Below are 21,688 nucleotides of genomic sequence, written 5' to 3'. Positions count from 1 at the left end.
TTGCGTAGTTGATCTACGTATGCCAAGAACGGGGTCGAACCACAAACTGTTGACGTCAGGAGCTAGATGGGATTCTCTAGAAATAGTCTGAAAAATTTGTCAGCCTAATGTAGAGTGAGTGCGTTGCAGCTGGCTTTGCCGCTGTCAGAACAAAAATTGAAAAGGAGAAGAAAATGAGCATTGCAAATTGGTGTGTGATGGCAGCTTGCTTTTTACCCGTGGTTACCGTAGGTTTTGCCAAAGGCAGTTTAGGACGTGTTTCACGTCGTAATGGTGGCTACGACAATCATCATCCGCGCGATTGGGAACAGAAACTCACAGGCTGGCAGCAACGTGCGATCGCTGCCCAAAAGAATGGTTTCGAAGCCTTGCCTTTGTTTATCGCGGGAGTGTTGATCGCGCAAATGAATCATGCGAATCAAAGCACGATTGATCTGTTAGCGATGAGCTTTATTGGTATCCGCTGTCTCTACGTTGGCGCCTATTTGGCCGACAAGGCGACCTTGAGGTCTTTAATCTGGTTCGCTGGCGTAGCTGTCAGTATTGCCCTGTTTTGTATCGGCTGAGGCTGAAAATCTATTTCGCTTGATGTGAAACTTCGGAACGAAAATCTGCAATCGTTTTAATCACTTGCTGTGTTTGATCTCGATGGATGTAATGACCGGCACCTTGAACGTAGATGAGTTCAGGCGTGCCGGTAATGGTTTTCCAATCGGGCTGCAAGTCTTTCACTATCTTCTCAAAAGCACCACTCTCTATCTTCTGAAATTCGGTCCGTAGCATGACCTTCACAGGCATCGTGAGTGGCTGTTTAAAATCAAAACGATCCAAGCAAGTAGTTTGCTCATCAAACTCGCGGCGTTCAGTGGCTGAAAATCCAACCAAGCGCACTGTCTTCATCGTTGCCGTCAGTGTCGGTGACTGCGCTTGTATAGTTTCCCAATGGCGTGGATGCGTAGGGTCGATTAGTACTACGCCAAGAACATCTTCAGCATACATACGGGCGAAGGCATATTGATAGATGCCACCAATCGAATGACCTACCAACAAGAAAGGTGGGCGTACGCCAGCCTGATGTAAGGCGCTGCGGAGTTCTGTCGCGATGGTGCATGGATCGCGTGCTGCGCTACTTTCTTTACTATCGCCATAGCCTGGACGATCATAGGCAAACACTTGGCTACCACGCGCGAGACTTGACGCTATTGGTGACCAACTATCTTTGCCATCTCCAAGCCCTGATTGGAACACCACGGTTGGGCCGCCACTCCCCATTTTTGAATAGGCCAAAGGAACATTATTGATGCCCGTGTGCCCCGTGGTGTAGACGACATGGCTGGCGCAAGAACTAAGCGACAAACTCAGTGCGACACCCAGCCCGAGTAACTTTGCTGAAGTCGTCATTGAGAAATGAGTCTGGGTTCGTTTCATGTACACGATCCTTTGCGCTTTATTGCGACAGCTAAAACAAGTTGAAGCGGAAAGCGCCATTGTAACGAGTGAAGACATTTTTGCAATAGTGTTTGGGACGAAACTGGCATTTGCTGTGCGTGTTAAACTATGGGCCGATATAGATTGGATTTGAGCATGACTAAAGAGAAAAAACAGCAATTACTATTCGCCGCCCTGATGTCCATGTTTATGGCATTTTGTATGTCTGGTATCTTGACAGCATTGAATACTGGAATTGATGCCGGTTACTTCGGACGTTGGTCCAAGGCGTTTCTCGCCGCATGGATTTGTGCCTTCCCTTTAGTAGTGATCTTCGCACCGCTGGCGCGCAAGCTGGTAGCGAAAATCATTCAGTAAATTCTTCGGCTATTCTCGTTGAATCAGCATTTGCCTTTACTTTTTCTGCCAAACGCAAATTAAGCTCTGCAACATCTGATCACCTTCTCGTCGACTATCTGCGAGACGCATCTCTCGTACATCCCAGCCTTGGGTTGCGGCGATGCGATTAAGATAAGCCAGTGAATGTGCGTAACGCTGAGAGTTTTGCAAGTAATATTCTTGGGCATCGCTCTGTTCCACCGAAAATGCCAACAGCGCACCTGGTTTGAGATGCTGTGAGCAGGCATCGAACAAGCTGAGCAAATTGCCGAAATAAACTAAGACATCCGCCATCAAAATCAAATCGTAAGAGGTGTCATCTTGTCTCAGGAAGTGCTGAATCTCATCGCAAACAAGGTGGTCATACAGCGCCAGTTGCGAAGCCCGTTCAAGCATCGCGGCTGAGATATCGACGCCAGTGAGGCGCTTGCTGAGTGGCCTTAAGAACTGTGCGCATAGGCCCGTACCACAACCCAAATCCAAGCTCCTCTCCACCTGCTGTGGCGAATGTCGAGATAATGCCTGTTGTAGGAGCTGTGGAATTTGATAATGCAATTGTTGCTGTAAATGTTGGTCAAAATGCGTCGCATATTGGTCGAACAAATCTCGCACATAACTTGTCGGCGCCGATTCAGGTGCCGCGTGTTCACCTAGGCCCGCTAATAGAAATTCAATTTGCGCGCCATCGATACCGCATTCAGCAGCACGGCGAAAAGCAGCTCCTGCTTCAGCTTGCTTATGCATTAACTTCAAGATGTGACCACGCTGCAAATGGGCGTTGGCGAACTTGTCCTGGATTGCGAGAGCGTCATCACAATGCCTTAGCGCTTGCTCGAAGTCGCCCGCATGCTTTTCAATGATGGCCAAGTTACAGTGAGCTTGTGCTTGAAGAGGATCGAGTCGCAAGCAGCTCAAATAAGCTTGACGTGCATTTGCCGTTTGGCCCAACTGCTGGAAACTATAGCCGCGCGCAAAGTACCAACGTGCTTCTTGCACTCGCCAGCGCAAGCCATCTTCAAAATCGAGCAAAGCGTCTTCATGCAGCCCCATCGTTTGCAGCGTCAAACCACGCTGATAGTAAGCTTCTGCTTCGTCGATTTGCAATTCCATTGCTTTTTCATAGCTGCGTATGGCTTCTTCAAATCGTTCTAGGCTGCGTAAGACATTGCCACGGTTGATCCAAGCTAAAACATAGTCAGCCTGTAGTTGCAGTGCTAAGTCATAACACGATAGAGCTTCTTGATGACGCTGCATTTGGTGTAAGCATGCTCCTAAATTGCAATGCAACTTTGATTGCTTTGCATCGACCAAGAGAGCTTTGCCGAAGAAATTCATTGCCGATTGCAGGTCGCCACGTTGTTGCGCGATCACGCCAATCAAATGCAAGGCATCAAATTGACGAGCATCTATTTGCAAGACTTGCGCATACAAGGATTCCGCAGCAGCTAGCTGTCCTTGTTGATGCAGTGCTACGGCTCGTTGGAGTAAATCAGAAATGGCGGCAGACATAGAAGAACTGAACAAAGGCTTCAGGCCAAGCGTAAATAAAACAAGAAGACCACATTTAAACATAGTCTAAGACCTAGCGCCCATTGTTCAGGGTGCGGCCATCTATAATTTCAGTTACTTAAGCAGGTGAGGAAGCCCACAAATGAGGAGCTTTTGCCACTAAAATAGGCGCAATGAACTTAAATAGAGAGTAAATATGACGACTTCTTCACACAAAATTCTCTTTGTTTGCATGGGCAATATCTGCCGCTCACCGACAGCGGAAGGCGTGTTTAGACATAAAGTTGAGCAGGCAGGCATCGCTGATAAGTTCCTTATCGATTCTGCAGGCACCCATGCCTACCATGTGGGTGAACCGCCCGATTTGCGCTCGCAAGAATACGCGCGCAAACGTGGTATTGACCTCTCATCACAACGTGCGCGCCAAGTGCAGGATAGTGATTTTTCAAAGTTTGACTTGGTGTTGGCAATGGACAAAGACAATCTCCGACTATTGCAGAATCAATGTCCCGCTGAGTATCAACATAAACTGAAATTGATGATGTCGTATGCCACGCATAGCCCATCGGACGTCGTCCCAGATCCGTACTACGGTGGTGGACGCGGATTTGATGTGGTGTTGGATTATTTGGAAGATGCCGCTGATGGTTTGTTAGCCGACATCCTCCCAAAAAACTAAGCTCAATTGATATCGAGGGTGGCCATTGAGATGGCCATAAAATCATCGGGCAGGCGTGGTGTGGCGATATTAGGTGGAAGTTGGTAGACCGTATCACTCACGCGTAAGCTATGTCGCTTGCCCGCTTCAATTTCCAATTCAATTACATTACCTAATGACGCTTCCGCTTTGTTTCTTCCATGAATCCAGATACTCCAATGTTCAGAATCGGTGCTTTGATAGTTCGCACCATTGATCTTGGCACTGAAGACTTTGGCACCTTCAATCGCAACTTGCGTATTTGGCGCATGCAAGGGGCTTTGTAGCAGAACCTTGAGTCTTAAACGATCACCGGTCGTTTCCAGTTGCTGAACTTGAATAATCGGACGTGGCAAGTTCAGATCGTCCGCACTCTCTAACCACAGCATGCGTTTGCCAAAACGAGATAAGGGACCGATGATGCTATCCGCACTTTTCTGTTCTGCTTTATTGGTGAAGATACGTAATGCATCGCGATTGAGGATCTCATTTGGTGAAGCCCACCAGTTTTGGCCTGGTTTTACACCGGCGACATACATGAGTTGAGCAGGCTGTGGAAATGTATTGTGAAAATGCGCTGTTGCTAAAGCGCCCATCACTACAAACACTTTGACAAAGGCCAGCGGTATCCACCGGCGGAACGTGGAAGCAATTTGTAGCAACAAGGGGATACATAAACCGAGTAGCAAGCTCATCAATAAAATTGGTACACCAATGGAGTAAAAACCTAAAGCGATTGCAATCAACAGCACAAAAGGTGCGAATAAGATGACGCTCGGTAAAACACCTGCAAGTAGTGTCCACAGCGGGGGCTGGCTACCTTGACTGTCCTGTGATGATGATTTGTAACTGAGATAGGTCCAAGAACCTAATATAAAGAGCAAAGGAAGCGCAAATATAAAGCTCGCACCCGCGAACTGAATACTGCTAAATCCGAGTAATAGCAACCACACCCAGACCGCACCAAAACTGAGTTCCGCTTCTTCAAACCAACGACGTAGCAATTTTTGTAGGTAAGCGAAAACTGTAATAAAGAGCAGTACTAATGCCAATAAATAATAGTGACCAATATCGGGGTCACGCATACTGGCGTATTCAGGATAGATGCGGCAGATAAACACCCACACACGTTGCGCCAAGAAAGCAAATAGCGCTAGCTCGACCACAAATATTAATGAGCCCAATAGACTCTTGAGGACGCTAATAGGTTTTGATGCAAGATCTTGTTGGCGTTGACGTCGAATGCGAATAAATAACAGAATAGCCATCACGATCAGCGCAACGGCGATCGGTATGGCTAACATACTTGAATAGTGGACTAGACCTATCAGCGGTAAGTTAAAGTAAATATGATTGCTCGCGCCTCGTTGTAAGCTCAATTGACTCAGATCTTGATTCGCGAAATGCGATACCAAGTTCAGCATCAAACTTGCTTGTTGCTGCTGTGATGCTGGGTTGAGGTTTTCACCCTTGTCATGTCGTGTGTGGTAGCTAGAGAAATTCTCTATCATGGCAAAATTTAAGCCAGGCAAATCCTTCTTGCGAAACACACTGAAGTCCGTGTCATTCGGTAAGGCTTTGTATACTTCATACATGACGGAATTGCTAATGGCATAGGGTGTTGCCTGCGCAAATTCTTGTATTAGCCTACCGTTCTTGGCACTGGTCTCAAACATTAAGATCGGGCCGGAGTTACCACGATTGTCGAAATTGAGCACCATGCCCACATCTTTCATCCAAGGATGTTGCTCAGCGAAAGCAATAGCGCCGAGTAAGCCTACTTCTTCCGCATCCCCAAATAGAAAAATCAAATCGTTGCTGCGTTTGCCCATGGTTTTCACGCTGGCTAAGGTTTGCAGCATATTGGCCATCGATACACCATCGTCGCCCGCGCCGTAGCTATTGGGTACTGCGTCATAATGGCCCGCAATCAGCACCGCCTTGCCACCGGCCTTGCTTTCTGTTGCTGACACCCTCACCAAAATATTATCGACTTGGGCTGCTGACTTACTGTCTGGATTAAAGGCAAAACCCTGATGTAGTTGAGCCTCGTAACCCAACTGACGAATCTGTGAAACGAGATAATCTCTGACGCGGCTGTGAGCCACGCTGCCGACAGGGTGCCGCTCTTTGGTCATTTCCTGTAGATGTTGCCGCGCTTGGGCGTAGTCGTAGCCAGCAATTGTTTTCTCAACGGGTTGATTCCAGCGTATCGCCAACCAAGCACAAGTGATAACCAAAATAATGGCGATGATCAGCTGTAATCGTTGCTTCCAAGATTTTTCATCAGACAAAAAGAAAAAAGACATGCCAACTCCATCAATGGTGGGATGCCATGCATTCTGAACCAAATAAGCGCCTCTGAAAACAAGCAAGCCGTGGGCTGTTGTTTTGCCGGACTAGTCGAAAGCAAAGCTAGCCTGCGGCCTCGACACAATGCTGCGACTTCCAACGTCTAGTTCATTCACCTGCATCGCTTGTGCAATGAGACGCATATCGGCCTCACTGATTTCGACTAAGCCAAAGCGCAGAGGATAGGCCCAGTTGGATCTACCCTTGGAGAATTCGAGTTGATTTAGGAGCGGCTTGATGGGGTAAGTGTGTGATGCAAACCATTGTACATCGCGCCGGAAGGGGTGAAACGGTATGGTATCTTCTATCAACATCGTTACTTGGTAAGGCGGTCGTGGCAAGACAACACCAATCGCCGTGAAAGCTTGGCAGGCTAGCTTGCTGCCAAACACTTCTACTGGCGAATAATAGACGACGACGTCCCCCGCTTGTAGGCGTCGCAGTGGCCCACTCTTGCCATGGCACACTTGCATAAATCCTTGTGCTTGACCGAAACGCACGTGTTCGGCGGAGGCCACGGCAATCCAATACTTGGTCATAGGCTTATACGTGCGGAGCAAATACACGAATACGATGGCCATCTGGATCAAGTGCGACGAAGGTGTAGCCGAAATCTAAGTCAGTTGGTGTCTGTGCGATCTCAATCGATTTGGCTAAGTAGTCTTGGTACAGGACATCCACCTCAGACTTGCTTGTTAGGCTAATCGCGATTTCAGTCGCGCCAGCGTGGCCAGTGGCGCTGGGTAATACATGTTCGCGCGCCCATAAGCCTAGCATCACGCCTGAATCGAGGGAAAACATAGCAAAGCCCGGTGAAGCTTCGATCGGCGCGCTAGCGAGCAGATCTTGGTAAAACTGAGCGCTTTGAATTGGTTGGTCGACGTATAGCAGAATGAAATTGGGATGACGCATGATCTAGTCCTCTTCAGAAAATCTGCACAGACCCTTCTGTGCCAGTGAGGAAGATCGTATCGCGCCCTACTGTCAGTTTTTGTCAGTAGTGTTATATGCTATACGCCAATTAGATCGACGATTCCGGAATTCCTTCTTGTTCGCGCCAAATTTTGAGTAATGCTTGACGACGTTGCGGATAACGCTCGGGATAAACTTCGAAAGCATGAATGCGATCGGTACGAAAATGTCGTATTTCTTGACGTAGTTCACACCAAGCAACCAGTACTCGGACATGTTCAAAGAAGCCTAAGGCGAAGGGCCATACTACGCGTTTGCTGTGTTTTCCTTTGGCATCAGCGTACTGTAAGTGCACTTTATGTTCTTGCCGGATTGCTGTTCGCAGTAAAGGCAAAGCGGTGTCGAAATCAGGTTTGTTTTCATCGGGACCGACCAATAGTGCATTGGTGTCCAAGGAGAGGCGAAGATCTGAAGGTAAAACTGCTGCGATTTTTTGTAAAGCAGTGCGGGCCGCAAGCCCTAAATGATGGTCGGCACGCTCAGCGACCCAGCGCGAGCCCAAGACTAAGGCCTCGATTTCATCTTCAGAGAACATCAACGGTGGCAACATAAAACCAGGCTTAAGTACATACCCGAGACCTGCCTCACCGGTGATATTGGCACCTTGCTGTTGTAGGCTAGCGATATCACGGTACAGGGTGCGCACACTAATATTCAACGTCTGCGCCAGAGTTTGCGCGGTCACTGGATAACGATAAGCGCGTAGCTGTTGTAGCAAGTCGAGTAAGCGTTGCGTGCGTGACATAGTCAATGATAGTGAGATGAGTATCTAGCTACTGCCACAAAGTGGCAGCAAGAAACTATCATAGCGCAATTCAACAGTTTCAAGTCAAGGCCTGTAGTTCAAGGGCGAGGAAGTCGAAGACCGCACGTATCCTTGAGTTGTTTTTGAGTTCACGATGACTGGTGAGCCAAACTGGCAACGCCGGTATGTCGGCGCCAATTGAGATAGGCTCTAGGCCATCCTCTTTTTGCGCAAGCCAATGCGGTGCGACACCCACGCCTAGTCCAGCCTTCATGGCTTCCCAATTGACTAAGTGACTGTCGCAGCGGAAACCAAAAAAATGTTTATCGACCTGTATTCCGGCTTCGCGAAATCCTTGAATGAAACGATCCGACTGATCTAGACCAAGCCAACGATACATGGTCATAGGGTTCGAGGCCGGTGCTAATTCATCTTTGGCAAGTCCTTTGAGATAGTTGCGATGTGCATAGAAGCCGATACCCCAGTCAGCTAAATGTCGCGCAATTAAGGCAGTCTGCGTGGGTCTAAGCATCCGTATCGCAATATCGGCCTCGCGCTCGAGTAGATTGCTGAGTTGATTACTGGCGACTAGCTCAATTTCAATGTCTGGATATTGTCTTGCCAGTTTTACTAAGATGCGTGGCAAGACGTGAGCGGACACCATTTCACTCGCGGTAATTCGCACCGTGCCCTGCAAAGTTTGATCTTGTTTGACGATCGCCAGTCCCAAGCTACGAGCTGCGCTCATCATAAATCGAGCAGGCTCAACTAGACGCTCTCCGGCTTCGGTTAGTTTCAAGCCGCGGGCGGCCCGTTCGAATAAGGCATTACCCGTGTTCTGTTCGAGTTCGTTGATTTGGCGAGAGAGCGTGGGCTGGCTTAAGCCAAGGACGTCAGCGGCACGCGTTAAGGAGCCTTGTTCGACGACGGCGATAAAGCTGCGAATGAGGTTCCAATCACTGAGTTGAGGATCAAATTCGGGTTTGCTCATGGGGGATCCGATTGCTGCTGAAATGAGAAGATAAGTCCATAGTATAGCGGCATAAGCTATTCATAAACGCATAGCTCATATGCACATCTATCAATTGTAAATATGTTCGGAGCCTCGCACAATGGCATCCATTCACTTATCTATATCCCTATTCACCCTCATTTAGGAGTTTATTATGCACATTGCCACAGAGTCTCAAGACAAGCTCAGTAAAACGGTATTGGTGCTCGGAGCGGGTGGGCGACTTGGACAAGCCGCCACTAAAGCGTTTGCACAAGCGGGTTGGACGGTGTTGGCGCAAGCGAGGAAACCGATCCATACGGAACGCTGGGCCAATGTCCGTCATATTCGGGCTGATGCGCTTGAGGTGGAATCGATTGTGGCCCAGAGCGGTGATGTCGATGTGATCGTGCATGCCATCAACCCCGATTATGCACGCTGGGAGCAGTTGCTACCTCCGGTGAATGCGGCGGTGCTGGCCTTAGCGAAAAAACTCGATGCCTTGATCATGATTCCGGGGAATGTGTATAACTTCGGCAAAGACTTGCCTTCAGTGCTGACCGAAACCACGCCCTTTGTGGCGAATACCGACAAAGCGAGGCAACGTATTGCGATGGAAGCGAGTTTTGCCACTGCTGTTGATGTCGGTGTGCGCACGGTCGTGATACGTGCCGGCGATTTCATTGGTGGCAGTGGCACTTGGTTAGATATGGGCATCAGCAAGCAGTTACATAAAGGTGTGTTCACGAGCATGGGACCAGACCATATTGCTCACGCTTGGGCCTATTTGCCAGATCTGGCACAGGTGTTCGTGCGAGTTGCAGAGAAGCGCGATCAACTCGCTGCCTATGAAGTTTTGCATTTCCCTGGGTATCATGCGAGCCAGCAAGATTTGCAGAGCACGTTTGAACTCTTGCTTGGTCAGCGTTTACAGCAAAAGCCTATGGCATGGAACATGATGCAAGTGATTGCTTGGTTCTCCCCTTTGCTGCGCGCCGTAATAAAGATGCGCTATTTATGGCAACGACCGCATCAACTATCGGGGGAGAAACTAATGCGCTTGATTGGTCCGATTCCACAGACACCGATGAAGCTCGCGTTGCGCGAATACCTGCCTACAAACAAAAAATCTCAGGAGCAAATGCCCACTGAGATTTCTTTGAAAACGCGCAATCAATAAATTTACGCCGACAATTCTTTTTTCATGGTGTCGTGGTTGAGTTCACCTTCCCAGTGCGAAACCACCACTGTGGCAACGCCATTACCGATGAAATTGGTCAAGGCGCGTGCTTCAGACATAAAGCGGTCAATCCCTAGGATGAGCGCTAAGCCTGCCACCGGAATACTCGGTACTACCGCGAGGGTCGCAGCCAAGGTGATGAAGCCCGCGCCAGTCACGCCGGAAGCGCCTTTCGAGGTCAGCATCGCTACGCCTAACATGGTCAGTTGCTGAGTCATGCTCAGTTCGATATTGAGTGCTTGGGCAACAAATAATGCTGCCATGGTCATATAAATGTTGGTGCCGTCGAGGTTAAATGAATAGCCCGAAGGAACAACCAAACCAATCACTGACTTAGAACAACCCATCTTCTCTAACTTATTCATCAATGGCACCAACGCAGATTCAGAAGAAGACGTACCGAGTACCGTCAGCAATTCTTCTTTGATGTAAGCAATAAATTTAAAGATATTAAAGCCCACCATTAGCGCGATAGCACCAAGCACGACGATGACAAATAAGAGGCAGGTTAAATAGAAGCTACCCATCAAGGCCGCCAACGGTTTTAAGGAAGCAATACCGTATTTACCAATGGTGAACGCCATTGCCGCGCCTGCCCCGATAGGTGCTAACTTCATAATCACGTTCATCATGCCGAAGAAAATATGTGAGGCTTCTTCAATAAACATATGCACAGCTTGTCCTGTTTTGCCCATGCGCATCATGGCATAGCCAAACAAAATCGCGACTAACAAAACTTGCAGTAGGTCGCCAGAGCCAGTGAAGGCATCAGTGAAGGTCTTAGGAATAATGTGCAATAAAAAGTCAGTGGTACTTTGTTCTGACGCAGCTTTTGCATAGTTCGCCACGGCCTTGGCATCAAGTGTCGCCGGATCTACATTAAAGCCCGCACCTGGTTTGAGAATATTGACCACCACCAATCCGATTGCGAGCGCAAATGTCGACACCACTTCGAAGTAGATCAAGGCTTTGCCACCGACGCGGCCAACCTTTTTCATATCGCCAGCACCGGCAATGCCAAGCACCACGGTACAGAAAATAACAGGGCTGATCAGCATTTTGACGAGGGCGATAAAACCATCGCCAAGCGGTTTGAGTTTGACTGCGCTCGCAGGCGAGAAATAACCGAATGTGCCGCCGCAAATAATGGCTAACAACACCCAAAAATAAAGGTGGCTAGTGAGTTTCTTCATAATCGTCTCCGATGCGTTTTTGAATGGAACCGCAGAGCCGAGATTGATACGTTGTCTGGGTCTGAGATTGTGATGCCGAGTTGGCAGCAGCCTTCATTCATTTGAGGTGAGATTGACTGTCTTGGCACGCATTATCAAAGGAAGCAAATACAGCGTCTATTGTGGAAAACCGCAATTTTGTCTTTTTGGAATGCTGCGGTTTACGCCAATTTTCCGCAGTTCAGTACCGCGCTCATGCATTTCGTCGCTTTCCGCTCGCATAGAAAATCGTGGTGCTTTACAGTTCGACCATCGCAAAAACATCTTGATTAGTGCGATGTACCCGCAACAATCAATTCACTCTGATATAGAAGGAAATTTCAACATGACTACTCCACAAATTTTGATCAAACGCTTACCACTCGTGTTGGCATTGGGTTCTGCGCTGGCCTTTAGTGGTTGCGCCATCATCATCGCTCCTGACGGCAACGACGCGCGTTTCGAATCAGCCTGGAGCAGCAACGCCATCAAAGGCAACAATGAAATCATTACTGAGAAACGTGCGGTGTCCGGCTTGGCTAACTTGAATGTCAGCGGTCCTTTGCAAGTAGAAGTGAAAGTGGGTGTGGCACCTAGCATGGAAGTAATTGCTGATAGTAATTTGGTCGGCTTGGTACAAACGCAAACAGTCGGTGGAAGTCAAAAAATCTGGATCGACGAACGTTTCAATAGTCAAAATCCGATTCGCGTCGTCTACACGGTGCCGCAACTCAATGAAGTTGCTTCTAGCGGTTCTGGTCGCCTAACGATCAATGGTTTGAATGGCAGCAATTTCAATATCAGTAATAATGGTTCACGTGCCGTTGTGCTCGAAGGCCAAGTAGCGCGCCTCGATGTGAATTCAGTTGGCTCTGGTCGCATCAATGCCTTGGGTCTATTGAGCAATGATGCCAAAGTGCGTGTGCATGGCTCTGGTTCTTTGAATCTGGGCGCGGTCAATGGCACTCAACTAGATGTTACCGTCCACGGCTCAGGCTCTGTGAGTGCGACCGGTAATGTACGTAACTTGTATGCGCAGACGCATGGTTCTGGATCTGCTGAATTGTCCTCAGTAAAGAGCCAATCTGCGGATTTGAATAGCTACGGTTCTGGTGATATCGCTGCAGCTGTTTCCCAAAACGTGAATGCACAAGCGAATGGATCTGGTCGGGTGACAGTCTATGGCAATCCAGCACAGCGCAATGTCAGTGGCAAGCGCGTCAGTTTCATTTTCTGAGTTGAAGCCAAGCATAGATGTCATTCCTAACTGACTTGGAATGACGATCAAGTAAGGCGTCTATCGATTGATTCTCGCCGCATAGCAACCGTAGGCGGCAAATCTAACTAGAACAAAGGCGACCTCAGTACGCGAGAAAAAACGTTCGAGGTCGCCTTCTGCTTTCTCTGGTGAACTAACGCAGGCATCAACGATGCGTTCTTGCACTGAATATGCACGAAGTACAAATTGCGCTTGTAAGTAAGTGCGGTCATCGATATGCGCTGAACAGCTGATATGGTCGCTCGCCACTTCTTCGTCGCTCGCATTCGCTAGCACAAAGATAGGCCCGTATTCTTTGTAGGGGCTGGCGACTGTGAATGGGCAATAGCTGGCCAAAATTAATTCTTCTCCCGCGCGTGCGCGGCGTAAGACATCGCGACAAGGCTCGCCGCCTTGGGCGGTTATGCGTTCGACAGCTTGTCCTAAATCATCGACACTGTTGCGCCTAACTTGATTCAAGTAAGACGAAGAGAGCATTTGTATGTGATGTGATAATTTAAGCATGATGATTTAACACCTTTGGATTTGATGACTGAACGAATATTCAGTATGCATGGGAGCCATTTGCTTTACTCGCCATTTTCGGACAAGGAATTGGGTACTTTGTTACAAGTGCTTACTAAGCGCCATGGACTGTTACCAAAAGAGACGTGCTTAAGCATTGCAGTTCGCTTATGCTAATCACATCAGATTGACAGGAACTTGCCATGACTTGCTCTACTTCTACATCTACATCGAAATTGTCCTTAAATGTTTGCCTTAAACGAGCGGCGATTGTAATGAGCTTGAGCGCCTTAGCCGCTTGTTCAAGTACACCAACTTCTGATTCATCGTCGACATCGAATGGCAGCAACGCGCGTACAACAAATGCGTTGCCTTTTGCAATCGCGAAGACGAACTATTACGAGCAAGCCAAGCTTGATCCCGTAATGCTGTTGAATCGCTTGAGTTGGGGCGTCAACAGTAGCAGCCTAAACCAAATGAATACAGTTGGTATGGACGCCTATTTGCGTCAACAATTGCAGGCACGCGGAAGCAGTTTGCCCCCTGCGGTACAAGAACAAATTGCGCAACTGACGATCAGTCAAAAGCCGTTTGATCAATTGATGCTGGAATTGGAAGCACAACGCAAGGCCGCTGCAGAAGTAAAGGGTACGGATGACACCCTCCGGAAGGCTTACCAACAAGAACTCACACGCCTTGCACGCGAGGCCGCAACGCGATCACTCCTGCGTTACACCTATTCATCGAACCAATTACTCGAACAAATGGATTGGTTCTGGATGAATCATTTCAATGTCTCAACGCGTAAAGAGAATCTACGCGCCATGGTCGGTGATTTTGAAGAGACGGCGATCCGCCCTTACGCTTTAGGAAATTTTAAAGATCTATTACGATCAACCTTGGCGCATCCAGCGATGCTGCGTTACTTGGATAATGAACATAACGCAGCCAATAAAATCAACGAGAACTATGCGCGCGAATTACTCGAATTACACACCATGGGTGTCGGTAGTGGCTATACGCAAAATGACGTACAAGAATTGGCGCGGGTTTTGACGGGCATCAGTATTCGTTTGCGCCAAGACAAAAATCGCAAGGCCGATGAAAAGCTGGCGATTGGTTCCCGCCAACATAGTTATGATCTAATCGTATTTGATGCGAAGCGTCATGATTTCGGCGACAAACTGATTCTTGGTACGACGATTAAAGGCAGTGGATTGGCCGAAATAGAGCAGGTTTTGGATTTGCTGATGCGTCAGCCGGCAACCGCCAAATTCGTCAGCAAGAAAATAGCAATGTATTTTGTTTCGGACAAACCTTCCGAAGCCTTGATTTCAGCAATGGCAGACCGTTTCTTGCAGACCCGTGGTGATATTCCTTCAGTGTTAAAAACCATGTTTGATAGCCAAGAGTTCATGGCTTCATTAGGGCAAAAATTTAAAGACCCTATGCATTATGTCGTGTCGTCGATGCGCTTGGCCTATGAAGATAAGACTATCGTGAATATGGGGCCGATCTTGAACTGGTTAAACACCTTAGGCCAAACACCGAACGGTCATCTCACACCAGATGGTTATCCGCTCAACCAAGAAGCTTGGGCTAGTCCAGCACAAATGACGAGCCGTTTTGATATTGCCAAGCTCATGGCGCGCGGGGCCCCCAACTTATTTAAACCAGAAAGTGATGACGGTAAAAACGAAAGCCTGAATGTGCAAGCGCGCGAGTTAGCCAAACCTGCACTGGCACAAAATAATTTCGTGAAAGACTTGAGTAAGCGTTTTGCGATGAGTTCGCAGGAAGCATTAAGTCAATCTGGTTCAGCACAAGAATGGAATGCCTTCTTCTTGGCGACACCGGAAATGATGCGACGTTGAGTCTTGATTTAGAAGCAATTCAAGTCCATTCAACAAACATCATCATCAAAAATAGACAAAAGGAAAAATCATGAATCGTCGCGAACTCTTGAAATCGATAGGTTTATTTGGTGCAGGCGTTGGCCTCAGCACGATATCAGCGCAATTATTGGCAGCACCTGCGACACAGAACCGTCTCTTATTTGTTTTTTTGCGTGGTGGTTACGATGCGAGTAATTTGTTGGTGCCAACTTCGAGTCAATTCTATTACGATGCCCGCCCAACGATCTCTATCGCCAAGCCGAGCGCCGATGTGAACTCGGCGCTTGAGCTCAACGCCGATTGGGGTTTGCATCCAGCCTTACGCGACACGATTTACCCTATGTTCAAAGCAGGTGAAGCTTCTTTTATTCCTTTCGCCGGTACAGATGATCTTTCGCGCAGCCATTTCGAAACGCAAGACAGCATAGAGATGGGGCAAGACATGAGTGGCACGCGCAATTATCAATCGGGCTTTTTGAATCGTTTGGCCGCGCAGTTGAACAGCGGCATGGCGATGTCATTCACAGATCAATTACCCATCATTATGCGGGGCGATACTAAGGTGGCGAACACGGCCTTACGTACGATTAGTAAATCGAATATGGATGATAAACAAAGCAAAATCATCGCTCAAATGTACAACAAAACCGGGCTTGAAAAACAAGTTAATGATGGCTTTGAGGTGCGTGGCGAAGTAGTGCGCGATATGCAAGCCGAAATGCAAAACAATGATGGCAATCGCAACGCGATAACCACCAAAGGATTCGAGTTGGAAGCAAAACGTATCGCCAAGATGATGCGTGACAAATATGCCCTAGGTTTTATTGATGTTGGCGGTTGGGATACCCACGTCAATCAGGGTGGTGCTAGTGGTGCTTTAGCCGGAAAGTTCGAGGAGTTAGGTCGTGGTTTAGCTGCTTACAAGAATGAGATGGGCGCGATGTGGAAAAACACGACGGTGGTCGTGATCAGTGAATTTGGCCGCACCTTCAGAGAAAATGGTAAACGTGGCACCGATCATGGTCACGGTAGTGTGTATTGGGTGTTAGGCGGTGGCATCAAAGGTGGACGTGTGCTTGGTGAGCAAGTCAAGCTTGAAGCGGCATCCTTGTTTCAAAATCGTGATTACCCAGTCTTGAACGAATACCGTGCAGTGCTCGGTGGCATATTTGCTGGCGTTTACGGCCTGAATTCACAGCAACTCGATCAGGTGTTTGCAGGAGTGAAGGCGCGAGATTTGGGTTTGGTTTGATCGAACGAATGAGACTGCTGTGCTACTTCAAGATCCCTGACTGAGGCATAGGTCGAGCCAGTTAAGCCCGCTTTCGATATCATTAAATACTTCGCTGCGTAACACACCGTCGAACAGAGATCGGTAGCGAGGTAGGAGTATGGTGTAGCCTTCAATGCTCTCGTCAATGATCCAGGCCAGTGCTTTCAAGCGAGTGCAGTTAGGATTGTTTGGGATTGATTCTCGGCCAGCTTGTAACACCTCCAAACAACTGACCAGGGTATCCTCAATAATCACCAAACTCGCCCAATTCCCTGTTTCATTGAGCCGAGTCACAAAATCCTGATTGTACTCATCTGCAGCGCGATGCATTTCAGGCGTCCAAGATCCGCTGACGCGGGTCACTAATACGCGGCCGCTAATGGTGGTTTGGACAAACTGTTCTCGGTGCTGGTCGATGCTTCTCATGATGGATCTTTGGTATTAGTGCGAGGAAGCGAATGACGAGCCATCCGTGGTCTCATTTTTTGAGCTTGGTCCCTTTTCCGCTAATCGCCGAAAAGGGAATATTCTGCACCGCATAATGTTTCGAATCTTTGAAATCATAGTGCCACCATTCCTCCGGGTAGACGAAGAATTCGCCTTCGCGTTCCATCGCATGGCGTAGCAAATCACGTAGCTTGCGTTGCTGTTCAGTGCCGCCTGTAAAAGTCACAAAAGAACGCTCGCTCATTTCATCGTAGTCGCCTGGCATCTCGACCGCTTTGCCTGTGCTTAACTCATATAAACTAATATCGACCGCGCAGCCGCGATTGTGCTTTGATCCAACTGCAGGGTCCGCCACAAAGATTTTCTTATCCGCGGGGGTGATATCCCAAAAGACCTTGGTGATGGCCCAAGGACGATAGGCATCGTGCACCAAGATGCCATAACCCTGAGTCTTGAGCCAACGATGTGCCGATAACAAAGCTATTGCTGCAGGGCGTTGTAAGAAAGCTCGCGCTTCAGGGTAGACCGGTTTGCCAACAAAATTATTGGCGGTGGCATAGCGAATATCGAGTTTGATACTAGGGTCTAGTTTGACCAGTTCAACTAAATCACTTTCGCGCACAGCCCCAGTTGGCTTTGGCGGGCCATCTTGTGCCAAGCTTAGACCGATACTGGCGAAGAAAAAGACTGAGGTGAGAGTAAGTCGCTGACAAAAAGTAGCCATGAAGTTTCTCCGAAACTTAGCTGTTGGTGAGGCATTTTAATCGTTCGCAAGGAGTCTTGTGCGTGGCATTTACAACAAAAAACATTGCTTTTGTGAATATTTCTTCTCGGAACTGTTTTCGAGTGATAAGGTTTTATCTGACGCGACACAGGGAAATGATTTACTGCATTCGCTGATTTCTTACGGTCTATATTTACGACAGGAGCAAGCACGATGAAAAAATTGATTTTGGCTAGCAGTTTGATGCTGATGGCACTTTCCGCTTCCGCAACTGGTTTGTCTTGCGAAGACTTAAAGGCAAAGATTGAGAAAAAGGTCGATGGCAAAGGCGTTAAAGGCTATACACTCACCATCGTTGATAAAGCGACAGAAACTAAAAACCGCGTGGTCGGTACCTGCGAGTCTGGCAGTAAGAAAATCATTTACGAAAAAACGAAGTCGTAAGGCTTAAGGGCGAATCACGGAGAGCGTGATTCAACTCGAATGCGCAAAGATAGCAATGGTGCGGGGGCCCATTGCTATTTTTTTTGCTTTTCATTTTCTTTATTCTAAAAAACAACATCTCGCCTTTTTTTGTGCTCAGTCATCGAGTATCGACAGATCTGCTCAAATTGCTATTTTGGATAGCAAATGAAGTGAGTTGATGAATTAAGAAGCTAATTTAAAGATTTTGCTACTGAATTTCGGCTCTATTCCATCACTGTTATTTGCAAAAAAACCTACTCAAGAAGACTAGCTTTTGTTAGCATCACCAGCGGTCGAATGCATTAGCTAAAATGCATGTTTCGGCCGGTTTGTGAAATAAGTCTGTGGTCACCCCACACAAGATTTCACTTCGTTGACAATCACAAGGAGTCAAAATGAAAGCATTGAAAAAAGCCCTCTTGGGTTTGAGCGTAGGCGTAGTAGTAATGATGACAGCGATGAGCAGCGCGTTTGCTTATCCTCCATTTTACACAGTGGTTGAATGGTTGCTTGAGTGCCAAGCTGGCAATCAAACTTCTTGCGTTAAAGTAGACCGTTACGGTACCTACTACGGTATTAACCGTCATACAGATCCAAGCACATTGCCTTTGGATGACATGCCTTAATGTTTTAGATTGAGGTGCACAGCTTAATGCCGAATCGGAAGATACGGCTAGGCACAAAAAAGCCGGAACTAAGTCCGGCTTTTTTATTGCGCTTAAGAGAACTAGTTTCGAAGTAATCGCGATTATTTCTTGCGCAAATCGCTAATCAGTTTGCCTGCAGCCAGTGCTGCTTCTTCATGTCCAGGCTCAACCCAAGTTTCATTCAAAGCTTGATCTTGCCACTGTTGAATCGGCGCCTGTTGTAGCATGTGCTGCACATAAGCACCCGCTTTTTCATCGACGGGTAAGCCGTAGGTTTGAATACGGAATACCACCGGTGCGAAGAAAGCGTCGATCGCGGTGAATTTATCACCCGCCAAGAAAGGGCCACCAAAGCGATTGAGCCCTTCGTTCCATAACTCGCTAATACGTTGAAGGTCTGATTTCACACCGGCTGGAATGGCGTCGATATGTACACGCAAGCCCACATGCATAGGGCAAACACCGCGTAAGTTAGTGAAGCCAGAATGCATCTCAGCGGCTGCACAGCGCGCCCAAATTTTGGCTTGCGCATCGCTAGGCCAAACGCCAGCATGGCGGTCAGCTAAAAACTCGGTAATGCCAAGCGAGTCCCACACGATAGACTCACCATCGTGCAAGCACGGTACTTTGCCCGCTGGTGAGAAGGTACGGAAGCTTTCCCAATTACTGCCGGGGCCAAACGTGACTATCTTTTCTTCGAATGGAATATTCAATGCGCGCATCAAGGCCCAAGGACGTAAAGACCAAGAGGAATAAACTTTATTGGCAATATACAAGGTGTACATGGTGATTTCTCATCGAGTGGGGTTAGTGTCTAGCATAAACGATTCATGCTGATTTTGTTGCAAACTGTTTGCGATAATGATTTGGTGATGTGCTGGTAATACGACGAAAATGTCGGCGGAAAGATTCTTCAGAGCCAAACCCTGATAATTCGCTAATACGGGCGAGGCTATGTTCCGAACTTTCGAGCAGATCTTTGGCGCAAGCCACGCGTTCACGTATCAACCAATCGTAGGGCGTAAAGCCCGTGAGTTCGACAAAATGCCTTTGCAAACTACGTTCGCTCATCGCTGCTTTGTCGGCCATGCTTGCCAAGCTGTGGGGGGCGGCCGGATAGCGCCGTAAATCATCAAGCAGCTGGCTTAAACGACCACGTTCATCACTGGCCACCGGACGCGGCACAAACTGCGCCTGCCCGCCTTCGCGATGCGGCGGGATGACTAAGCGTTGCGCGACTTGGTTCGCCACCTTTACCCCATAATCTTTGCGCACCAAGTGCAACAACATATCGAGGCCAGCGGCAGAGCCTGCTGAGGTGATGATTTGCCCCTCGTCGATGTACAGCGCATCGGGGTTCACGGTCAGTTGCGGGTAGCGTTGCGATAGTTTGTCGACATAGCGCCAATGGGTGGTCACTGTTTTACCATCAAGAATGCCTGCAGCAGCCAGCACAAATACGCCAGAACAAATCGTACACAGGCGAGCACCGCGTTGATACGCAGCGCGAATCTTCTTGAGTAGGGCTTCGGGTGGTGCTTGGTCTGCACCGCGCCAACCGGGGATGATAATCGTGTCTGCGAGATCGAGCAGGCGCAAAGTGTAAGGCGCATCGATAGTGATACCACCCGCCGCCCGCAATTTGCCGGGCTCAGCGGCGCAGACGTCGAAGCGATACCAATCGACCTCTAACTCGGGTCGCTCGAGGGCAAAGACTTCCACTGTGCAGCCAAACTCGAAGGTACACAGTTGATCATAAGCGAGTGCAACCACACGATGCGCTGGTCTTGATTTCATCTGTTGGCCTCCTCTTTGGTCTTGATAGCAGCAAGAAGTGCTTTGGCGATATCTTACCGCACTATGACATTTCTGCCACTGTAACATCAAGCGCACCTAGTCGACAATACTGCCTATCTGCTTGACTTTAGTTATCAGGCGATAGCGATCTACTTTCATCTTCATCCGTCCACTTCAAAAGGTAACAGCATGACTTCGATCACCAATTCCGTACTCACCGTACCTGCTGCTGATAGCGCCAGCGCTATCGAACACTTTGCTTCAAGTTTGCGTTACGAAACCGATTGTTGGGATGTGCATGATGCTTTTGCAAAAGGCGATCCTGGCTTTGTGTTGCTAGATGTGCGGGGCCCAAATTTGTTCGAACGTGGCCATGTCCCAGGCGCGATCAATTTGCCGCGTGGCAAAATCATCGCCTCCAAACTTGCCCAATACCCAGCCGACACGCTGTTCGTTACTTACTGTGCAGGCCCCCATTGCAATGGCGCGACGAAAGCCGCGATTGCTTTGGCGCAATTGGGGCGGCCAGTGAAAATCATGATTGGTGGCATCACAGGCTGGATCGATGAAGGCTTCAGCCTCAGCAGCTGATCACTTGATCACCTCGAACCCAATTCGGCATACAATGGCTTTCCTAATTCAGAAGGAGAGTTCCAATGCATGTCCTGCCTCTGTATGCAGCAATTTTTGGTTTGTTCTATATTTTCCTTAGCTTTAGAACGATTAATTTACGTCGTAAAAGTCGTCGTTCTTTAGGCGATGGCGGCGATGCTGCGCTGAATCGTGCGATTCGTGTGCATGGTAATTTTGCCGAATACGTGCCTTTGGCCTTAGTTCTCTTATTTTTACTCGAATCCCAAGCTTACTCACGAGTCTTAGTGCACGTGTTCGCGTCTTTGTTGTTAGCGGGCCGCTTAATTCATGCCTACGGCGTGAGCCAGCTCAAAGAAAAGTTAATTTTCCGTATGGTAGGTATGATTTTGACCTTTACTTCGATAGGCTTGACCTCACTGGTATTACTTTATACAGTGTATGAAGGCACGGCGGTTTAAGCAGATTGCGAACCAGCCGTGTTCGATAAAAATAGCGACAAAAAGCAAATCAAGAAATGGG

The 21,688-nt window shown here is 48.2% G+C and carries 24 protein-coding genes; 11 read left to right on the top strand and 13 right to left on the bottom strand.

The window, feature by feature from the left end; genetic code table 11:
• Window positions 1-173 precede the first annotated feature (173 nt).
• Entirely contained in the window at window positions 174-566 is a 393-nt protein-coding gene (locus tag H8K36_RS11400) for an MAPEG family protein (protein ID WP_186916359.1), read from the top strand.
• Window positions 567-576: 10 nt separating this feature from the next.
• Here the strand turns inward: H8K36_RS11400 and H8K36_RS11395 are convergent, their stop codons facing one another.
• Window positions 577-1,428: an alpha/beta fold hydrolase gene (locus H8K36_RS11395; protein WP_186916360.1), complete on the bottom strand. Its 852-nt coding sequence runs from the start codon at window positions 1,426-1,428 to the stop codon at window positions 577-579.
• Between the two features lie 156 nt (window positions 1,429-1,584).
• Between H8K36_RS11395 and H8K36_RS11390 the strand changes: the two genes are divergently transcribed.
• A complete protein-coding gene (locus H8K36_RS11390; RefSeq protein ID WP_186916361.1) occupies window positions 1,585-1,806 on the top strand; it encodes a DUF2798 domain-containing protein in 222 nt (73 codons plus the stop codon).
• 36 nt (window positions 1,807-1,842) lie between these two features.
• Here the strand turns inward: H8K36_RS11390 and H8K36_RS11385 are convergent, their stop codons facing one another.
• Entirely contained in the window at window positions 1,843-3,336 is a 1,494-nt protein-coding gene (locus H8K36_RS11385; protein ID WP_186916362.1) for a tetratricopeptide repeat protein, read from the bottom strand.
• Between the two features lie 196 nt (window positions 3,337-3,532).
• Here H8K36_RS11385 and H8K36_RS11380 point away from each other — a divergent pair, with 196 nt between their 5' ends.
• Window positions 3,533-4,015 (top strand): low molecular weight protein-tyrosine-phosphatase, encoded by a 483-nt coding sequence (locus H8K36_RS11380; RefSeq protein WP_186916363.1) that lies wholly within the window; start codon window positions 3,533-3,535, stop codon window positions 4,013-4,015.
• Between the two features lie 2 nt (window positions 4,016-4,017).
• Here the strand turns inward: H8K36_RS11380 and H8K36_RS11375 are convergent, their stop codons facing one another.
• The 5 genes from H8K36_RS11375 to H8K36_RS11355 form a co-directional block, all read right to left on the bottom strand.
• Window positions 4,018-6,342, bottom strand: coding sequence for a M28 family peptidase (locus tag H8K36_RS11375; RefSeq protein WP_186916364.1), 2,325 nt, complete (start codon window positions 6,340-6,342; stop codon window positions 4,018-4,020).
• Window positions 6,343-6,432: 90 nt separating this feature from the next.
• Window positions 6,433-6,924 (bottom strand): EVE domain-containing protein, encoded by a 492-nt coding sequence (locus H8K36_RS11370; RefSeq protein WP_186916365.1) that lies wholly within the window; start codon window positions 6,922-6,924, stop codon window positions 6,433-6,435.
• 4 nt (window positions 6,925-6,928) lie between these two features.
• On the bottom strand, window positions 6,929-7,297 hold the full coding sequence (locus H8K36_RS11365; protein WP_186916366.1) for a VOC family protein: 369 nt from the start codon (window positions 7,295-7,297) through the stop codon (window positions 6,929-6,931).
• A gap of 109 nt (window positions 7,298-7,406) precedes the next feature.
• A complete protein-coding gene (locus tag H8K36_RS11360; RefSeq protein WP_186916367.1) occupies window positions 7,407-8,102 on the bottom strand; it encodes a helix-turn-helix transcriptional regulator in 696 nt (231 codons plus the stop codon).
• Window positions 8,103-8,181: 79 nt separating this feature from the next.
• Entirely contained in the window at window positions 8,182-9,093 is a 912-nt protein-coding gene (locus tag H8K36_RS11355) for a LysR family transcriptional regulator (protein ID WP_186916368.1), read from the bottom strand.
• Between the two features lie 175 nt (window positions 9,094-9,268).
• Here H8K36_RS11355 and H8K36_RS11350 point away from each other — a divergent pair, with 175 nt between their 5' ends.
• Window positions 9,269-10,273 carry an NAD-dependent epimerase/dehydratase family protein gene (locus H8K36_RS11350; protein WP_186916369.1) on the top strand — a complete coding sequence of 335 codons (1,005 nt, stop codon included), beginning with the start codon at window positions 9,269-9,271 and terminating at the stop codon, window positions 10,271-10,273.
• A gap of 2 nt (window positions 10,274-10,275) precedes the next feature.
• On the opposite strand, the gene H8K36_RS11345 is transcribed toward H8K36_RS11350, so the two are convergent.
• On the bottom strand, window positions 10,276-11,529 hold the full coding sequence (locus H8K36_RS11345) for a dicarboxylate/amino acid:cation symporter (protein ID WP_370587143.1): 1,254 nt from the start codon (window positions 11,527-11,529) through the stop codon (window positions 10,276-10,278).
• 361 nt (window positions 11,530-11,890) lie between these two features.
• Here H8K36_RS11345 and H8K36_RS11340 point away from each other — a divergent pair, with 361 nt between their 5' ends.
• Entirely contained in the window at window positions 11,891-12,781 is an 891-nt protein-coding gene (locus tag H8K36_RS11340) for a GIN domain-containing protein (RefSeq protein WP_186916371.1), read from the top strand.
• Between the two features lie 60 nt (window positions 12,782-12,841).
• Here the strand turns inward: H8K36_RS11340 and H8K36_RS11335 are convergent, their stop codons facing one another.
• Complete coding sequence (locus H8K36_RS11335; protein WP_186916372.1) at window positions 12,842-13,327, bottom strand: DUF1203 domain-containing protein; 486 nt, start codon at window positions 13,325-13,327, stop codon at window positions 12,842-12,844.
• A 275-nt stretch (window positions 13,328-13,602) separates the two neighbouring features.
• On the opposite strand from H8K36_RS11335, the gene H8K36_RS11330 reads away from it, so the two are divergent.
• Together H8K36_RS11330 and H8K36_RS11325 are read left to right on the top strand one after the other, a co-directional pair.
• Complete coding sequence (locus tag H8K36_RS11330; RefSeq protein ID WP_186916373.1) at window positions 13,603-15,201, top strand: DUF1800 domain-containing protein; 1,599 nt, start codon at window positions 13,603-13,605, stop codon at window positions 15,199-15,201.
• Between the two features lie 70 nt (window positions 15,202-15,271).
• Complete coding sequence (locus H8K36_RS11325; RefSeq protein WP_186916374.1) at window positions 15,272-16,474, top strand: DUF1501 domain-containing protein; 1,203 nt, start codon at window positions 15,272-15,274, stop codon at window positions 16,472-16,474.
• Window positions 16,475-16,501: 27 nt separating this feature from the next.
• On the opposite strand, the gene H8K36_RS11320 is transcribed toward H8K36_RS11325, so the two are convergent.
• Entirely contained in the window at window positions 16,502-16,921 is a 420-nt protein-coding gene (locus H8K36_RS11320) for a hypothetical protein (RefSeq protein WP_186916375.1), read from the bottom strand.
• Window positions 16,922-16,973: 52 nt separating this feature from the next.
• Window positions 16,974-17,666 (bottom strand): M15 family metallopeptidase, encoded by a 693-nt coding sequence (locus H8K36_RS11315; RefSeq protein WP_186916376.1) that lies wholly within the window; start codon window positions 17,664-17,666, stop codon window positions 16,974-16,976.
• Between the two features lie 213 nt (window positions 17,667-17,879).
• Here H8K36_RS11315 and H8K36_RS11310 point away from each other — a divergent pair, with 213 nt between their 5' ends.
• Both H8K36_RS11310 and H8K36_RS11305 read left to right on the top strand, forming a co-directional pair.
• Window positions 17,880-18,110 carry a DUF1161 domain-containing protein gene (locus H8K36_RS11310; protein ID WP_186916377.1) on the top strand — a complete coding sequence of 77 codons (231 nt, stop codon included), beginning with the start codon at window positions 17,880-17,882 and terminating at the stop codon, window positions 18,108-18,110.
• Between the two features lie 416 nt (window positions 18,111-18,526).
• A complete protein-coding gene (locus H8K36_RS11305; RefSeq protein WP_186916378.1) occupies window positions 18,527-18,757 on the top strand; it encodes a hypothetical protein in 231 nt (76 codons plus the stop codon).
• A gap of 122 nt (window positions 18,758-18,879) precedes the next feature.
• On the opposite strand, the gene H8K36_RS11300 is transcribed toward H8K36_RS11305, so the two are convergent.
• Window positions 18,880-19,563, bottom strand: a complete 684-nt coding sequence (locus tag H8K36_RS11300; protein WP_186916379.1) for a glutathione S-transferase family protein — start codon at window positions 19,561-19,563, stop codon at window positions 18,880-18,882.
• Window positions 19,564-19,606: 43 nt separating this feature from the next.
• Window positions 19,607-20,575: a transcriptional regulator FtrA gene (gene ftrA, locus H8K36_RS11295; protein WP_186916380.1), complete on the bottom strand. Its 969-nt coding sequence runs from the start codon at window positions 20,573-20,575 to the stop codon at window positions 19,607-19,609.
• Window positions 20,576-20,764: 189 nt separating this feature from the next.
• Between ftrA and H8K36_RS11290 the strand changes: the two genes are divergently transcribed.
• Window positions 20,765-21,166, top strand: a complete 402-nt coding sequence (locus tag H8K36_RS11290; RefSeq protein WP_186916381.1) for a rhodanese-like domain-containing protein — start codon at window positions 20,765-20,767, stop codon at window positions 21,164-21,166.
• A gap of 65 nt (window positions 21,167-21,231) precedes the next feature.
• Window positions 21,232-21,627: an MAPEG family protein gene (locus H8K36_RS11285; RefSeq protein WP_186916382.1), complete on the top strand. Its 396-nt coding sequence runs from the start codon at window positions 21,232-21,234 to the stop codon at window positions 21,625-21,627.
• Window positions 21,628-21,688 lie beyond the last annotated feature (61 nt).

The organism is Affinundibacterium nitidum (genome assembly GCF_014284155.1).
GTDB classification, from domain to species: Bacteria; Pseudomonadota; Gammaproteobacteria; order Burkholderiales; family Burkholderiaceae_D; genus Undibacterium; species Undibacterium nitidum.
Note: the sequence above shows the minus strand (reverse complement) of the source record. Positions and strands in the feature narration are given on the sequence as shown.

Bases quoted from the DNA above. Each gene is read 5' to 3' on its own strand.
- H8K36_RS11400 (WP_186916359.1), top strand. From the start codon at position 174: ATGAGCATTGCAAATTGGTGTGTGATGGCAGCTTGCTTTTTACCCGTG.
- H8K36_RS11395 (WP_186916360.1), bottom strand. From the start codon at position 1,428: ATGAAACGAACCCAGACTCATTTCTCAATGACGACTTCAGCAAAGTTA.
- H8K36_RS11390 (WP_186916361.1), top strand. From the start codon at position 1,585: ATGACTAAAGAGAAAAAACAGCAATTACTATTCGCCGCCCTGATGTCC.
- H8K36_RS11385 (WP_186916362.1), bottom strand. From the start codon at position 3,336: ATGTCTGCCGCCATTTCTGATTTACTCCAACGAGCCGTAGCACTGCAT.
- H8K36_RS11380 (WP_186916363.1), top strand. From the start codon at position 3,533: ATGACGACTTCTTCACACAAAATTCTCTTTGTTTGCATGGGCAATATC.
- H8K36_RS11375 (WP_186916364.1), bottom strand. From the start codon at position 6,342: ATGTCTTTTTTCTTTTTGTCTGATGAAAAATCTTGGAAGCAACGATTA.
- H8K36_RS11370 (WP_186916365.1), bottom strand. From the start codon at position 6,924: ATGACCAAGTATTGGATTGCCGTGGCCTCCGCCGAACACGTGCGTTTC.
- H8K36_RS11365 (WP_186916366.1), bottom strand. From the start codon at position 7,297: ATGCGTCATCCCAATTTCATTCTGCTATACGTCGACCAACCAATTCAA.
- H8K36_RS11360 (WP_186916367.1), bottom strand. From the start codon at position 8,102: ATGTCACGCACGCAACGCTTACTCGACTTGCTACAACAGCTACGCGCT.
- H8K36_RS11355 (WP_186916368.1), bottom strand. From the start codon at position 9,093: ATGAGCAAACCCGAATTTGATCCTCAACTCAGTGATTGGAACCTCATT.
- H8K36_RS11350 (WP_186916369.1), top strand. From the start codon at position 9,269: ATGCACATTGCCACAGAGTCTCAAGACAAGCTCAGTAAAACGGTATTG.
- H8K36_RS11340 (WP_186916371.1), top strand. From the start codon at position 11,891: ATGACTACTCCACAAATTTTGATCAAACGCTTACCACTCGTGTTGGCA.
- H8K36_RS11335 (WP_186916372.1), bottom strand. From the start codon at position 13,327: ATGCTTAAATTATCACATCACATACAAATGCTCTCTTCGTCTTACTTG.
- H8K36_RS11330 (WP_186916373.1), top strand. From the start codon at position 13,603: ATGAGCTTGAGCGCCTTAGCCGCTTGTTCAAGTACACCAACTTCTGAT.
- H8K36_RS11325 (WP_186916374.1), top strand. From the start codon at position 15,272: ATGAATCGTCGCGAACTCTTGAAATCGATAGGTTTATTTGGTGCAGGC.
- H8K36_RS11320 (WP_186916375.1), bottom strand. From the start codon at position 16,921: ATGAGAAGCATCGACCAGCACCGAGAACAGTTTGTCCAAACCACCATT.
- H8K36_RS11315 (WP_186916376.1), bottom strand. From the start codon at position 17,666: ATGGCTACTTTTTGTCAGCGACTTACTCTCACCTCAGTCTTTTTCTTC.
- H8K36_RS11310 (WP_186916377.1), top strand. From the start codon at position 17,880: ATGAAAAAATTGATTTTGGCTAGCAGTTTGATGCTGATGGCACTTTCC.
- H8K36_RS11305 (WP_186916378.1), top strand. From the start codon at position 18,527: ATGAAAGCATTGAAAAAAGCCCTCTTGGGTTTGAGCGTAGGCGTAGTA.
- H8K36_RS11300 (WP_186916379.1), bottom strand. From the start codon at position 19,563: ATGTACACCTTGTATATTGCCAATAAAGTTTATTCCTCTTGGTCTTTA.
- ftrA (WP_186916380.1), bottom strand. From the start codon at position 20,575: ATGAAATCAAGACCAGCGCATCGTGTGGTTGCACTCGCTTATGATCAA.
- H8K36_RS11290 (WP_186916381.1), top strand. From the start codon at position 20,765: ATGACTTCGATCACCAATTCCGTACTCACCGTACCTGCTGCTGATAGC.
- H8K36_RS11285 (WP_186916382.1), top strand. From the start codon at position 21,232: ATGCATGTCCTGCCTCTGTATGCAGCAATTTTTGGTTTGTTCTATATT.